At 37.7% G+C, this 14,970-nt stretch carries 16 protein-coding genes and 1 tRNA gene; 11 read left to right on the top strand and 6 right to left on the bottom strand.

What is annotated here, in order from left to right; translation table 11 throughout:
- Window positions 1–33 precede the first annotated feature (33 nt).
- From AC27E9_RS12760 to AC27E9_RS12725, 8 genes are all read left to right on the top strand, one after another.
- Window positions 34–110, top strand: a tRNA-Met gene (locus AC27E9_RS12760).
- A gap of 477 nt (window positions 111–587) precedes the next feature.
- On the top strand, window positions 588–1,073 hold the full coding sequence (gene moaC / locus AC27E9_RS12755; protein WP_487130735.1) for a cyclic pyranopterin monophosphate synthase MoaC: 486 nt from the start codon (window positions 588–590) through the stop codon (window positions 1,071–1,073).
- Between the two features lie 10 nt (window positions 1,074–1,083).
- The gene (gene moaD, locus AC27E9_RS12750) at window positions 1,084–1,332 is read left to right on the top strand and encodes a molybdopterin converting factor subunit 1 (RefSeq protein ID WP_487130734.1); all 249 of its coding nucleotides are present in this window, start codon (window positions 1,084–1,086) and stop codon (window positions 1,330–1,332) included.
- 1 nt (window position 1,333) lies between these two features.
- A complete protein-coding gene (moaE, locus tag AC27E9_RS12745; protein ID WP_487130732.1) occupies window positions 1,334–1,795 on the top strand; it encodes a molybdopterin synthase catalytic subunit MoaE in 462 nt (153 codons plus the stop codon).
- Between the two features lie 14 nt (window positions 1,796–1,809).
- Window positions 1,810–2,025 carry a DUF1653 domain-containing protein gene (locus tag AC27E9_RS12740; RefSeq protein WP_487130731.1) on the top strand — a complete coding sequence of 72 codons (216 nt, stop codon included), beginning with the start codon at window positions 1,810–1,812 and terminating at the stop codon, window positions 2,023–2,025.
- A gap of 233 nt (window positions 2,026–2,258) precedes the next feature.
- Window positions 2,259–2,831 (top strand): GNAT family N-acetyltransferase, encoded by a 573-nt coding sequence (locus AC27E9_RS12735; protein ID WP_487130729.1) that lies wholly within the window; start codon window positions 2,259–2,261, stop codon window positions 2,829–2,831.
- 78 nt (window positions 2,832–2,909) lie between these two features.
- Window positions 2,910–3,248, top strand: coding sequence for an outer membrane protein assembly factor BamB family protein (locus tag AC27E9_RS12730; protein ID WP_487130727.1), 339 nt, complete (start codon window positions 2,910–2,912; stop codon window positions 3,246–3,248).
- An 82-nt stretch (window positions 3,249–3,330) separates the two neighbouring features.
- Window positions 3,331–4,227: a tetratricopeptide repeat protein gene (locus AC27E9_RS12725; RefSeq protein WP_487130725.1), complete on the top strand. Its 897-nt coding sequence runs from the start codon at window positions 3,331–3,333 to the stop codon at window positions 4,225–4,227.
- Here AC27E9_RS12725 and AC27E9_RS12720 read toward each other — a convergent pair.
- A complete protein-coding gene (locus AC27E9_RS12720) occupies window positions 4,224–5,225 on the bottom strand; it encodes an NAD(P)H-quinone oxidoreductase (protein WP_487130723.1) in 1,002 nt (333 codons plus the stop codon). The genes AC27E9_RS12725 and AC27E9_RS12720 overlap by 4 nt on opposite strands.
- Window positions 5,226–5,316: 91 nt before the next feature.
- Window positions 5,317–5,586, bottom strand: coding sequence for an acylphosphatase (locus tag AC27E9_RS12715; RefSeq protein WP_487130721.1), 270 nt, complete (start codon window positions 5,584–5,586; stop codon window positions 5,317–5,319).
- Between the two features lie 161 nt (window positions 5,587–5,747).
- Between AC27E9_RS12715 and AC27E9_RS12710 the strand changes: the two genes are divergently transcribed.
- The 3 genes from AC27E9_RS12710 (at window position 5,748) to nhaD (ending at window position 8,747) form a co-directional block, all read left to right on the top strand.
- The gene (locus AC27E9_RS12710; protein WP_487130719.1) at window positions 5,748–6,938 is read left to right on the top strand and encodes a class I SAM-dependent methyltransferase; all 1,191 of its coding nucleotides are present in this window, start codon (window positions 5,748–5,750) and stop codon (window positions 6,936–6,938) included.
- A gap of 154 nt (window positions 6,939–7,092) precedes the next feature.
- Entirely contained in the window at window positions 7,093–7,392 is a 300-nt protein-coding gene (locus tag AC27E9_RS12705; RefSeq protein WP_487130717.1) for a hypothetical protein, read from the top strand.
- Between the two features lie 107 nt (window positions 7,393–7,499).
- Entirely contained in the window at window positions 7,500–8,747 is a 1,248-nt protein-coding gene (gene nhaD / locus AC27E9_RS12700; RefSeq protein ID WP_487130715.1) for a sodium:proton antiporter NhaD, read from the top strand.
- An 85-nt stretch (window positions 8,748–8,832) separates the two neighbouring features.
- On the opposite strand, the gene AC27E9_RS12695 is transcribed toward nhaD, so the two are convergent.
- The 4 genes from AC27E9_RS12695 to AC27E9_RS12680 all read right to left on the bottom strand — a co-directional run bounded on the left by AC27E9_RS12695 (window position 8,833) and on the right by AC27E9_RS12680 (window position 14,933).
- On the bottom strand, window positions 8,833–9,132 hold the full coding sequence (locus tag AC27E9_RS12695) for a PilZ domain-containing protein (protein ID WP_487130713.1): 300 nt from the start codon (window positions 9,130–9,132) through the stop codon (window positions 8,833–8,835).
- An 82-nt stretch (window positions 9,133–9,214) separates the two neighbouring features.
- The gene (gene hrpA / locus AC27E9_RS12690; RefSeq protein ID WP_487130712.1) at window positions 9,215–13,210 is read right to left on the bottom strand and encodes an ATP-dependent RNA helicase HrpA; all 3,996 of its coding nucleotides are present in this window, start codon (window positions 13,208–13,210) and stop codon (window positions 9,215–9,217) included.
- A 136-nt stretch (window positions 13,211–13,346) separates the two neighbouring features.
- Window positions 13,347–13,760: a CBS domain-containing protein gene (locus AC27E9_RS12685; protein ID WP_487130710.1), complete on the bottom strand. Its 414-nt coding sequence runs from the start codon at window positions 13,758–13,760 to the stop codon at window positions 13,347–13,349.
- Window positions 13,761–14,150: 390 nt separating this feature from the next.
- Window positions 14,151–14,933, bottom strand: coding sequence for a hypothetical protein (locus tag AC27E9_RS12680; RefSeq protein WP_487130708.1), 783 nt, complete (start codon window positions 14,931–14,933; stop codon window positions 14,151–14,153).
- Window positions 14,934–14,970 lie beyond the last annotated feature (37 nt).

The following is a 14,970-nucleotide window of genomic DNA, read 5'->3' as shown; positions in this document are numbered from 1 at the left end:
TTGGCTTTCCTACTTAACTGTAGGTCATTCGGACGCGGGATGGAGCAGCCTGGTAGCTCGTCGGGCTCATAACCCGAAGGTCGTCAGTTCAAATCTGGCTCCCGCAACCAACTCTTCTATAATATGAGAGATTAAATAAATATTATATTGGGCGTACGACCTGAGGTCGTCAGTTCACTCTCTTCGGAAATAGTGCCTCCCGCAACCAACTCTTTTATAATGTTAGAAATTAAATAAATATTATATTGGGCGTACAACCTGAACTGGTCAGCTCACTCTCTTCAAAAAATAATCGCTCTCACAGTCAACTTTTCTGCGAAACGACTACTTTATAATATAAAAATACTTTTATCATTTGTAAAACCGTACCCTTTCTAATTATTCTTATCTTAAGATAAATTTTTACTGTAAACCCTAATTTAAACGTTATTACAAACTCTGCTCAGCGCTCGACTCGCTCACATTGAAATATCCAAAGTAAATAACAAAGTTTCTTAATATAAATCACAAAATGCTGGCTTAGATAATGTAATATAAACCGATAATTTACATACAGCTGAATAGCTAACATTTAAGAGATTATTTTGATGAGCGAAGATTTTACTCATATTAATGCTGATGGTAATGCTCACATGGTTGACGTAACAGAGAAAAACATTACCGAACGCACTGCAATTGCAAAAGCTTATATTGAAATGTCAGCAGAAACTTTAGCCATGATAGTTGAAGGTAAGCACCACAAAGGCGATGTTTTCGCCACAGCTCGTATCGCCGGTATTATGGCGGCAAAAAAAACAAGTGAACTTATCCCTTTATGCCATCCATTAATGCTAACGAAAATTGAGGTCGATATTGTTGCTCAACCTGAGCACAGTAGAGTCGAAATTTCTGCACTTTGTAAGTTATCTGGTAAAACGGGCGTAGAGATGGAAGCCCTCACAGCAGCTTCAACTGCAGCCCTAACCATTTACGATATGTGTAAAGCCGTACAAAAAGATATGACAATTACCAATATTCACTTATGTGAAAAACATGGTGGCAAATCGGGTAGTTATTTACATGTAGCTAATTAAGGAACGAATAATGATTAAAGTTTTATTTTTCGCACGTTTACGCGAACAGTTAGCGACTGAAAGCTTACAGATAGAAGCTAGTGAGAACCTAACAGCAGAAAATATTCGACAACAACTAGCAAACACTAATGAATTATGGGGCAAAGTAATGAATGCTGATAGCTTATTAGTCGCTGTCAATCAAGAAGTTACTGATTGGTCTCAAAAAATCAACGAAGGTGATGAAGTGGCATTTTTCCCGCCGGTTACCGGAGGTTAAAATGATTAAAGTTCAACAAAGTGACTTTAATGTTGCTGACGAATACAAAGAGTTAGCCAATGACGACCAAGATGGCGCGGTCGTAACTTTTGTAGGCAAAGTCAGAGACTTTAATGAAGGGCTTCATGTTCAAGGGTTATCACTTGAACATTACCCTGGCATGACAGAAAAGGTTCTTGCAGATCTTGAAGCTAAGGCTCGACATCATTGGCCATTAAATAAAGTGACGATTATCCACAGAGTAGGCAACTTAGCACTTGGTGAACAGATTGTTTTTATTGGTGTAACTAGCCCTCACCGTAAAGCCGCTTTTGCTGCGTGCGAGTATTTAATTGACTTTCTTAAAACTAAAGCGCCATTTTGGAAGAAAGAGTTAACTAATGATGGCAGTGTTTGGCTAGATGCTAAACATAGCGATGATGACGCATCACAAGCATGGCATAAGAAATTAAATCTACAATAAGAACGAGATATTAAATGATAAAAACAGGACGCTACCAGCATTTCAAAGGTAACTATTATCAAGTACTTCATCTTGCAACCCATAGTGAAACTGAAGAAACAATGGTGGTTTATCAGCCTGAATACGGTGATAGAGCAATTTGGGTAAGGCCGCTCACCATGTTTGACGAAACCATAGTTCGAGATGAGAAAACAATTAAACGCTTTCAATATGTAGGAAATCCCGACTAACACAATCTGGCTAAGAGGAGCCGAAAAGTCTCCTCTTCCTACTTTTGGTCATATACAGCATCTGCTTTTCGTCTAAACTTTTAGCAACTATATTATGGTTCCATTAAAAGTAATACCCGCTCCTGTCATACCTACGTATCAAAGTTTTCAAGAAAAATTATTTACAATTCAATTATATCGTGTACAAATAAAGCGAATAAAAATTAATAAATAAGAAGAATTGAGTAATGAGCATGAAAGTAGCATTGGACAGCTTACATCCAGCTCCAACATTGTCATCAGATAATATTTATCTTAGACCAGCAACCAAGTCAGACTATTCTGTAATCAAGACTTATCGCCAAGATCCGGAAAATTGTCGCTATATTCGACCTGCAGAAAGTGATGACGAAACCATCAAAATTGTTGAACAACTTTCTAAGCCTTGGCAAATGGAAGAGGGATTTTGGAACGGGTTAGTTATTTGTTCACAAGCAGATAATACCTTACTTGGTGAAATTGTCTTTCGAGTTGAAGATTGGGAGCACCAACGCGCTGAAATTGGTTACCGACTTAGTGAAACAGCTGCTGGCAAAGGCATTTGCACCCAAGCAGCAACACTATTGCTTAACTATATCATTAAAGAGTTAGGCTTCTTTAAAATAGTCGCTAAATGTGATCCTCGCAATACAGCATCTTATCGAGTTATGGAAAAACTTGGCTTTAAAAGAGAAGCATTTTTTAAAGAGCATTATCTCATGGGTGAAGAATGGACAGATCAATATGATTACGGTTTAATGGCAAGTGATTGGTTAGCAAGTGCTTAATTTAAAATTTTAATTAAAAAAAGTTCAGTTCAAAAAGCTTAATGCAAAGCATTGAGAATAATTTGGGAATTAAAAATTATGGAAAAGCTATTTTTAGGCATTAGTAACCACGTAGTTTGCTTGAATAAAAAAAACGGCACGGAAATATGGAAAACCAAACTGAGAAGCTCAACCATAACCAATGTCTACTTTGAAAGCGACCGTGTATTTGCTTACTCTGGTGGTCATTTATTTTGCCTAAATGCTAACGACGGAGCAATCATTTGGCAAAATCAACTCAAGGGCTTAGGCTACGGTACCTGCATTATCGCCAGTGAACATCAAAACTCAGCTGTTATTGCAAACCAAATAGCAGCCCAACAAACTGGCGCTGCAGCGAGTACTGTCGCAGCAACAGGTGCTGCAGGCTCGAGTTAAAAAAACTAATAATTTACAATACACGCTAGAAATAGCGTAGCAATCTAGTCAATGTATTTTACATAGTGAATAAGGAAGATAAATGGTCAAGGAATTCGCTAATCAGCACGTAATATCACAACTTTCATTATGGTCACTACTCGTAACACAGTGCAAAGCAGCAAAAAAATACTTAGTTATCCCCTTAATTATCATCATTGCTTATTTTGGTTATTACCAAGTGCATAAAGTTAACCAGAATAGCCAACAGACTCAGGATATTATTAACTCGCCAAAAATTAACGACATATACTTTTTTGACTTTCGAGTATTAAGTAACAACCTTAGGCCTAATGAGAAGTACCGACTTGCCAAGGTGGTTGATATCACAGGCGACATAGTAACACTTGTCTATGGTAGCTTTTATTATCAACGCCAACATGCTGCCATTAATAGCATTTACTATGGCCAGTTAAGCTATAAAGATTATTTTGAAGCAAAGCGCTATGACTATAATCACCAACAAATACAGCAAAAACTTAGCACTGGTGCAATTTACTCAGCCATGCGGCCATTGCACGATAAACTACTAGGACAACGAGTAGGTCCTGAATTACCTAGCTATCGTAGTAGCCTATTTATTCAAGGAAAAAAAGAAAACATACGAGGCGAAGCTTTTCTTAAAGAGCTTTATAGTGAAACAAATTTACAAGAAGCATTTGAGCTATTTACTAAATCAGCAAGTTATAATTTTGCTCCAGGGCAAATCAACCTTGCCGAAATGTACATTAACGGCCAATACGTTGAAAGAGACTTTGAAAAAGCCTTATATTGGCTAAACCTAGCCTCATTACAAAGCAGTAAAAAAGCAATTTTAAAATACGAAATAATTTGTAAACAAGTACCCTCTTGCCAAATATATGATTTCTTTCAAAACCTAATTGTTTCAGGCGTTGACGTTAAAGTTAGGCATTTAGATAGTAAAATAAATAACATCTAATTATGTGTATGCCCTGTTGTTATTTTTAAAATAATTTTGCCGATATTCTCGTTGCTCATCATGATCTGGTGAGCACGTTCTACTTCCTGCCATGGGAGTTGTTGATGAATAACGGGGACTATCAAATCGTCTTCAAGGTAATGATAAAATTCAGCTTTAAAAGCATTAACTAACTCAGTCTTATATTCATCGGTTCGACTACGCAAAGTGGTTGCTGTTATGTTAATGCGTTTTAACAGCATTTTTGCAACATCAATACTTTCGGCATACCGCCCACCAAGCATAGAAAGCATGACAATATGGCCATCCAATGCACAAACACTAATGTTTTTATTCATATATTGCCCAGCGACCACGTCAACAATAACATCGTAACTTCGCTTTTGTTGCTTTGACCAAATAACAAAGTCAGTACTTTGATAATTTATCGCTTCATCAGCACCAATTTCCTTACATGCTGTAACTTTTTCGTCGCTACCAACCGTAACCGTAACATGGCAATTTATACGTTTCGCCAACTGAATAGCGGCACTACCAACACCACTTGCACCAGCATGAATCAAAACATTTGAGTGCTCTTGTAGCTTCGCAATTGAAAATAAACACTGATAGGCTGTTAAATAAGCTTCAGCAATAGCAGCACCCTCGACATAGGAGAAGTGCTTAGGTAATTTAATTAGGTGGGCCGTTTTTACTTTTACAAACTCTGCATAAGCTCCGCCAGGGACAATGGCAAAACCCTTATCACCTAAGGTAAAGCTTTCTTCATTTTGATACGCAACAGAATCTCCAATAGCAACAATGTCACCACAAGCTTCAATGCCGAGTATTTCAGACTCACCTACTGGGGCTGGATACTTACCTTGCTTTTGCAAAATATCTGCTCGATTAATCCCAATAGCACGAACTTGAATTAAACATTCATCATCACTAATCTCTGGTTTTTGAGTCTGTGAAAAATATAACTTTTGCTGTTCATCAATGGCTAAATACTGCAACTTAGGTCCCTTACAAGCGTTTTACTTGCCGAGTATTTTGCCTTATCTTACTACTAATACCAATAGCGCTGATTTGCCAATGTTTGGTTATTTAACTAATGGCAAAAAAATGATGTTCCTGCCAAGGCACTTGTTTAGATTCAATATGAGCAACTTCAGCTTGTGGTGGGCCATGTGCTAACCACTCTAACATTTTATCTATTTCATGCTCTTCGCCACACATCAGTACTTCAACATCACCATCAGTCAAATTACGTGCATAGCCACTTAAACCATGATCAATAGCAACTTGCTGGCTAGACGCTCGAAAGTAAACGCCTTGCACTTTACCGCTAACATGCGCAATGTAACTTACATTCATAAATTTTCACCTTACCTTTAACTCGTTACTCTTGTTATTTTTCGACTTAAATTTCTAATTCTCTTTAACAAAACTAAAAATAGTTAATATAGAACATTGCACGTACGTAACGCATTGACTACACTCGCGCAATTATTATTGTTATTTATAAGTATAGGCATATGTCAGCAAGAATTTATTTAAAAGTTGCCCGAGAAAAATCTTTGCGAAGAAAGCACCCATGGATTTTCTCTCAAGCCATCAACAAAATTAAAGGTAATCCTTTATTAGGAGACACCGTTGATGTCTTTGATAATAAGGGAAACTGGCTTGCTAAAGGTGCCTATTCACCAGAATCTCAAATTAGGATCCGTGTATGGAGTTTCGATATCAACGAAGAAATCGATAGTGATTTTTTTCGTAAAAAATTGTTAAGCGCTCAACAACGTCGCGATTGGTTTATCAACCAAGGTGGTCTTACAGGTTATCGGCTTATTGCCGGGGAATCTGATGGTTTACCAGGTATTACCATAGATAAATACGACAACTTTATTGTTTGCCAATTATTAAGTGCTGGCGCTGACTTTCATCGTTATACGCTCGTTGCCTGCCTAAAAGAGCTTTATCCTGGTTGTCATATTTACGAGCGCTCTGATGTTGATGTTCGTAAAAAAGAAGGTTTAGAGCCCGTTACCGGCTGGTTAACAGAGCCGCAAGAGTCAACTGCATGTGTCATTGAAGAACATGGTATTAAAATCAACGTTGACGTTGCGCAAGGCCATAAAACGGGTTTTTATTTAGATCAACGAGATTCTCGTCTTGCCGCAGGTAAGTATGCAAAAAACAAAAGTGTTTTAAATTGCTTCTCTTATACTGGCACGTTTTCGTTGCATTGTGCCGCAAACGGCGCAAAAGAAGTGATTAATGTTGATGTATCAGAAAACGCATTAGATCTTGCCAAGCAAAACGTTGAACTTAACCAACTAAATGATAAAAATGTATCTTTTATCAAAGCTGATGTTTTCAAATTACTACGTCAATACCGTGATGAAAAACGTACTTTCGATATGATTATTCTCGATCCACCAAAGTTTGTTGAATCTAAAGCTCAACTTACTGGTGCCTGTCGTGGTTATAAAGACATCAATATGCTAGCAATGCAATTACTCAAACCTAACGGTACCTTATTAACCTTTTCTTGCTCAGGTTTAATGGAAGCAAGCTTATTTCAAAAAGTGGTGGCTGACGCCGCATTAGACGCAAAAAGAAATGTTTATTTTGTTGATAGGTTACATCAAGCAGCTGATCACCCTGTTTCATCAAATTATCCCGAAGGCTATTACCTTAAAGGGTTAGTTTGCCAAGTTGAATAATATAGTAAATTGTAGCTAGCACTCTACATGCTAGCTACAGGCTAATGTAAGTGACTCGAATTCATGGCTAACATTTGATTCAACTCATAAAAAACCAACTGCTGATAATGTCAATTTAGCATATAATAAGCCATCATCGCTTTGTTAGCCTATTATGAATAAAAAAAGTCACATACATGCTAACCACCAGACGCTCAGTACTTGGGTCAGTTCGTTATTGCTTTTTTGTTGGCTTTTCAGCTCAAATCTCACGGTTACTCACGCCCAAGAACATGTCCTACTAGACGAACATAATTGCCAGCTTTGCTTTGTTGTTGAGAACTCTTCATCGGAAGCGGCGGCTCATCAACAATTATCCGTTAAAATCGCACAATTTAACTCTGAAATTGATGCTAAACCACCCAAATTCCATTTCATTAGCCGAATATTTTTAAGTAATAGTGATCCACCTTAAGCCTTTCTAGTTCGTCATAAGAAAACCCATTTACTTCAGCGCCGCCACTAATATTTCTTTAGTGGTTGTTGCCTGATCTTTACAATATTTACGGATAAAGAAGCATCATGATCACCTCAGTTATTCTCCTCTTAGTAGTTATCAGCTTTATTATGATCATTACTGAAGATCTAATTCATATTAATAAAGCTAAAACCACGCTATTTTTTGGCACCTTGTGTTGGATACTAGCTTTCATATTTCCGATCAACAGCGATAGTAATACTCACACTAATCAACAACTAAATGAAAACCTATTAGAAATTGCTACCTTATGGTTATTCCTTATGTCAGCAATGACGTTTGTCGCCTATTTAAATAGTAAAGGCTTTATTTCGGCAATCGTTCAAGGCGTGTTACCGAAAAGCATTTCCGAAAGAGGTTTAATGTTTGTAATCGCGATATTTGCATTTGTTTTTTCATCTTTTGCCGATAATGTAACCGCCACCTTAGTGGCAATTACCGTGGTGATGAATTTACAATTTGACGTTAAAAAACGTTTAAAATATGCTGCCCTAATTATATTTTCGGTCAATAGCGGCGGCGTATCGTTAATTACCGGTGACGTTACCACCCTGATGATTTTTCTCGAAAACAAAGTCACAATATCAAACTTATTATTATTAATACTGCCTTCATTTATTGGTGTTATAACGCTAGCTAGCTTACTATCGTTGAGGCTTTCTGGTGCCGTACAACTCCCACAATCACAGATAAAAATCGATAAAGGTGATATTGTTATTGCGGTAATTTTCTTGTTAACCATTTCTGCGACTTTACTACTCAATGTTTATTATCAAGTTCCCCCCGTTTTAAGTTTCTTGTTTGGCCTTTCGGTTATGTTTTTGGTTGCGACTCGATTATCAAGCCAACAAAGTCAAGACGTGCTGAACTATATTCGAGAGGTAGAATACGATGCTTTGTTATTCTTTTTAGGGGTACTGCTTTTAGTTGGCATTTTAAAAGAAACTGGCGTGCTTAATGGTTTTACTCAACTCTATCAAGTATTACCTGCAATATATGTCAACTATATTGTAGGCTTTATGTCTTCAGTAATTGATAACGTGCCATTAACAGCAGCACTATTAAAAGCGGATGTTGAAATGGAAGTAACTGAGTGGTTGTTGCTAACTTATGCAACAGGGGTTGGCGGTTCTATTCTCGTAATTGGTTCTGCGGCAGGTATCATAGCCATGAGTAAAATTAAAGAATTAAGTTTTATCAGCTATTTTCGCAATATAGGTTATTTAGCCATAGCCTATACTGTAGGTTATATTGGCGTATATTTTATGGCACATTGGGTTTTAGTATCATAACGTCGCTAAAACCAACAGAAACATCTTACAGGTAATTCATGACCCTGCTTTATAACTGCAGGGTCATGGTTATATTAACTGGCGACTAGTCAATTTCAGTGATATTAACGCCAATTAAGTAGCAGCCCTCACCTTCTTCAGTCACTCTAACTACCTTGCCTTTGGTATCTAGCGGTTGCACAGCATGGTTTGCTGACTCAACACTAATACGCACGTCAGTATTAATTTCTAACGGATGCGGCATTTCTATGGCAATCCCAGTTGCACTTAAATCACGACAAGTAGCTAAAATTTTGCTATTAGCTTCATCATCAATAATGGTCACGGTAACTTCGCTGTTTAACATCATGCGATAAAAATTGCGCTTATCATCGTAATTCGCCATTACTACTCCAATGTGTTTTTATAATTAGTATAAATTTATTTATACTCACGATAGTCAAAACTGTCAAATCAAAGTCGGTAATTTAACCGTTTTCTTTCAAATAGTTCAGTATTCGTTTCGCCGATATTGGATACGGTGTTTTTAAGTTTTGTGCAAAGAGCGATACCCGTAGCTCTTCAATCATCCAATAACCGTGCGCTAATTCTTGCGTTATTGGTTGACCTTTAGGTTGTTGCCCAACCACAGCGTCTAATGCTTTTTGTACTTTTTCAACCTCCAACATTTTTAAACGGTCCTGATTAGGATCAATTTGCAGCTTCTCTAATCGTCGCTGCATAGCTGTAAGATACCTAGCAATATCGTCTAAACGTTGATAACCCGCTTTAGTAACAAAGCCTTTAAACACCATTGCTTCTAATTGGTTTTTAATATCACCATGCGACTGCACAACATTTAATAACATTCTGCCTTTCATTTGCTTTCTTACGTCATGGGCTAAACTCAGTACTCGCTCAACTTTTATCGCTGCACTTAATACACAATCAGCGATTTCAGCGCGTACATGTTCTTTACATGCTTCAAATGCTTGTTGCATTCGAGGAAGTTCACCATATTCATTAACTAAAAACTGACAGCCAGCAACAATACAATCATCAAGTAAGTCATTAATAGATCCAAATGGATTGAAATATAGCCCAAGCTTGGCCTTATTTGGCAACTTCTGCTGTAAATATTTAACAGGTGATGGGATATTCAATAATATCAAGCGACTAACGCCATCTAACATAGCTTGCTCAGCCAAGCTTTCATGCTCAAACAGTTCAATCGCAACAGATTTATTCTTATCAACTAAGGCTGGAAAAGCTTTTATGGTGATATTAGCCATTTTCTTTTCGTAGCTTTTTGGCAAATTATTAAAATCCCATGTAGCTATATCACTTCGCTCGATACCTTTATCAGCAACCTTTTTAATTGATGCTTGTACTTTGCCTTGTAAGCTATCTTTTAAATCATCAAGGTTACGACCTTGTTTCAGCAGTTTGCCGTTTTCGTTAACTATTTTAAAGTTCATTGATAAGTGCGGCACTAGCTCTATACCTTGCCACGCATCTTCTGGCAGCCGCACACCCGTCATTCGTAATAATTGTTTTTCAAGCGCTGCTGTTAACGCACTGTCAGCCCCTGAAATTGCTGAAAAACAAGCTTCGGCATAGTTTGGCGCCGGAACAAAATTTCGCCGTAACGACTTAGGTAAACCGCGAATCAAGGCAGTTATTAACTCAAGCCTTAGTGCTGGAATCAACCAGTCAAAGCCAATATTTTCCACTTGGTTTAATATACCAACAGGGATCAAAACACTAATACCATCGTCAATATCACCAGGGCTGAAATGATAACTCAATGGTAGAGTTAAACTGCCTTGTTGCCAGGTTTCTGGGTATTCATTGGCGGATAGTTTAACGGCGGTTTCTTTAAGCAAAAATGCTTTGGTAAAATTTAATAACTTAGCGTTGTTGTGTTTTTGCTTTTTCCACCAAGCCAAAAAGCTTCGCTGACAAATAACTGTTTCAGGTAGCTTTTCAGTGTAGAAATCAACTAACTGTTGTTCTTCAATCAAGAAATCTTTACGTCGCGCTTTTTGCTCTAATGCTTCAATTTCATTAACAAGTTGACGATTATCTTTTAAGAATGCTTCTTTTATCGTGCTGTCACCATTAACTAACGCTTCGCGGATAAAAATTTCACGACAGGTATCAGGCTCAATCTTATTGAAATTAGCTTTACGCTTACCAACGATAATCAAGCCATAAAGCGTTACTTGCTCAAACGCCATCACAGCGCCTTGTTTCTTTTCCCAATGCGGTTCGCTATAACTTCGTTTAACTAAGTGCTCTGCCAAAGACTCAAGCCATAAAGGGTCAATCTTGGCTGCCATACGAGCAAATAAACGACTCGTTTCAACCAACTCCGCCGCCATCAACCACTTAGGTGACTTTTTGGCAAGTGCTGAGCCAGGGAATATAAAGAATTTACTACCACGAGCACCTTTGTATTCTCGGTTTTCATCTTGTTGCCCTAAATGACTTAACAAGCCAGACAAAATTGCCTGATGAACAATATCTAAATTTGGGTTTACTTTGTTTTTACTTTCTTCTTCAGACAAGTCCAATTCAATGCGGCTCATCGGGATTTTCAGCTCGCGCAATGAATGCGTTAACTGGCTGTAGATATCTTGCCATTCTCGGATACGCACATAAGACAAGAATTCTTTCTGACACAAACGACGAAATTGATTATTAGTAAGCTGCTTTTGCTGCTCTTCTACATAATTCCACAGTTTTAATAGGCTAACAAAGTCCGATTGTTTATTTTTAAAACGGCCATGCTTTTCATCAGCGGCTTGTTGCTTTTCGTGTGGTCGTTCACGCGGGTCTTGAATACTTAAGGCACTAACAACAATAAAGATTTGCTCAATACAACCTAAATCTGCTGCCGTTAAAATCATTTTAGCTAAGCGCGGGTCGATTGGAAACTTTGATAACGAGCGACCAACTTGCGTCAACTTAACGCGACCAGCACTTGCATCTATGGCCGCTAACTCTTCCAATAAACGCACCCCATCATTTATATTTCGATTATCAGGTGGTTGAACGAAAGGAAAGTCAGAAATCTCACCCAAATCTAAAGCCAACATTTGTAAAATAACCGTGGCTAAATTGGTACGTAATATTTCAGGATCGGTAAATTCAGGGCGGTTTATGTAATCATCTTCTGAATATAAACGAATACAAACACCTGAAGAAACACGACCACAACGCCCAGCCCGCTGATTGGCACTGGCTTGTGAAATTGGCTCAATAGGCAAACGCTGCACTTTAGTTCGATAGCTATAGCGAGAGATCCTTGCCGTACCTGGATCAATCACATATTTAATGCCTGGCACAGTTAAACTCGTTTCTGCAACGTTGGTTGCTAATACGATATTACGACCACTATGCGGTTTAAAAATTAAGTTTTGCTCAGCCACAGTCAATCGCGAATACAAGGGTAAAACATTGGTATGACGTAAATTTGCCTTTTCTAAGGCGCGAGCAGTATCGCGAATTTCACGTTCACCATTAAGAAATACTAAAATATCACCGCTGCTACTAGAGCCTTTACTTTCTGAGCCAAGTTCATCAACCGCGTTTAGAATACCTGAAATAATATCGGCATCCCCGTTACTGTCATCGCTTAGTTCACTTAGTGGCCTGTAGCGCATTTCAACTGGGAATGTACGACCTGAAACCTCAATTATGGGTGCAAGGTCACCATTGCTAGTTGCAAAATGCTTAGCAAAACGTTCAGGGTCAATAGTTGCTGAGGTAATAATAACCTTTAAATCAGGACGTTTAGGCAAAATTTGGCGTAAATAACCTAAAATGAAATCAATATTTAAACTGCGTTCATGAGCTTCATCAATAATTAACGTATCGTATTGACGTAACAAACGGTCTTTTTGCATTTCTGCCAACAAAATACCATCAGTCATCAATTTAACGTAACTTTGCTCACTTACTTGATCATTAAAGCGAACTTTGTAACCAACAGCATTGCCTAACTTAGTATTTAATTCGTCAGCAATACGGTTTGCGACTGTGCGAGCCGCTATACGACGAGGTTGAGTATGACCAATAATGCCTTCGACACCACGCCCTAATTGCAAACAAATTTTTGGAATTTGCGTGGTTTTACCAGAGCCAGTCTCACCAGCGATAATCACGACTTGGTTTTCAGTAATCGCTTTAGCAATAACATCAACATTTTGTGATACTGGCAAGCTTTCTGGGTAACTAACTTTTGGTATATTGGCTAAGCGAAGTTGCTTGCTCTCAATGGATTGCACAATTGAGACAGATATTTGTTGCAAAGCTTTTTGTTGCTTACCTGTGTTGTTAATTTTCTTAACGCCCAGCAAACGCTTTTTAATACGTGCTTTATCAGACAATTTAACACGATGTAATTGGTCAAAAAGTGATTTTACTGTGACATTTTCAATATTATTAGAAGTAGAATTAACAGAGGATTCAGTGGACAAAACAAACTCAAAACAGATAGTAAAAATACAGTTTAACAGGTAAATAATAGCAAATGAATATCAAACCGAATGGAAAGTTTTCATTTACTATTACTTACGAGTAATAATTAATAAAATCAACAATAATGACTATTTGTTAAGCTTTATAACCGGAGCGCAGATGCAGGTCGATTGCTCGTAAAACATCATTACGTGATATTGTCCCTAATAAGTTCTCATCGTCATCAACCACAGGATATACCTTGGGCTTATTTTTTAACATCTGCTGACCTAGCTCCATAACACTATCATAAGGTTTTACGGTCAGAACATCTTTGCGCATTAAATCGCTAACATCAGCAATATGCTCGTTGTAATAAATGGTTTCTATCATTTTAGCGAGCACGTCGCTTTCTGATAAAAAGCCGATGAGTTGATGATTTTTATCAATAACAGGACCACCTATTTGCTTGGTTTTTAAAAACCGTAATGCGGCTTCTTCTACGACCATTTCAGGCGTAAAAGTGACTGGATAATGGTTCATATATTCTTTTACTTGTAATGATTCCATAGCGGATCCCTAAAAATTAAAAATAATACCTTTATGCTCAAACTACTTGTAGATGCAGGATTCAGCAAACCGATAAAGGGGTAGCACCAAGGCATTGATTGAATAGAATGGTTGTCCCATTGTAAAAATCAATAACGCCGGAGATGCCCCTTTCACGTATTGCCCGCAGGGAGCTATGCTAGAAAAACAGTTCAGCGTTGCGCTACTTGATAAGGGAATAACCATTACCTTCGTACCGCGCCTTGCTCTAATTTCCTAGCTTAGTTCTGAAACTGCATCTTCAAAAAGTTTGAGCATACACCCTTAACTGTAGACGCATTTGCAAATAAATCATCCATTTACCAATTTTTTTATAAATTTTTTGATTTTGGCTAATGTAGAGATCTTCGATTAATTCATCACCGCTAATAATGCCGGTTGAGTACTGTTATTAAGCGATTGCTCAATGCTTTTGTAAGCATGGCTAAAATCTTTTCTTAAATGTGACTTTAAGTGGCTCTTTACCTGTTTTATCGGCTCTTGCTTTAATACACAGAACAACGCTAACGCGTATAAGGTTTCTGGCTCAGTTAACGCTGCTTGACGATTCAAACTGGCATTGTTACACGAACCACATCCACCTTTAAATTGGTAAGCGGTATTGGCAAAAATCACCCCGAATCCCATAAAACACGCAACCAAATCGATTGCTTGTGGTAAGTATTCTTTCCCTCCTGGAGGTAACACTTTATTCGACACCACTAAAATACTGGCAAGCGCTTGACTAATACCGGCAATTAAATCTTGTGGTTGGTTCACCTGGTTAGACGTATAACCTAATGTTAACGCCTCATTACCTGTACTTAGAGTGATATCAGCATGTTCTCCACGAATAACAGTACCTAAGTTTAGATCTTCAATTGCTGTATTTGACGTGGGGACGTTATTAGTCAATTGAATTGGCCATTGCTGCATACCGGCATAATTTTTAGTATTAATAAACATTGCTTGTGCCATTTCATCAATACTAGACACCGTGCCGGGATAAAATTCATTGCTGGGTAAGATCAAACGTGTTTCTTTTTTCAAAACATCAATATCAAAATTTTCAATTGCCCATGCAAATGTATCAAGAATCCAGTTTTGAGTACTTTCATCAATAATGGCTTTTGGACTAAACAGTTTTGCTAACATAATTTCTACTACTTTCTTTATTTTAATTCAGGGTAAT

This window comes from Colwellia meonggei (assembly GCF_057537295.1).
The sequence above is the reverse complement of the archived record's forward strand: the minus strand, read 5'-3'. Positions and strand labels throughout refer to the sequence as shown.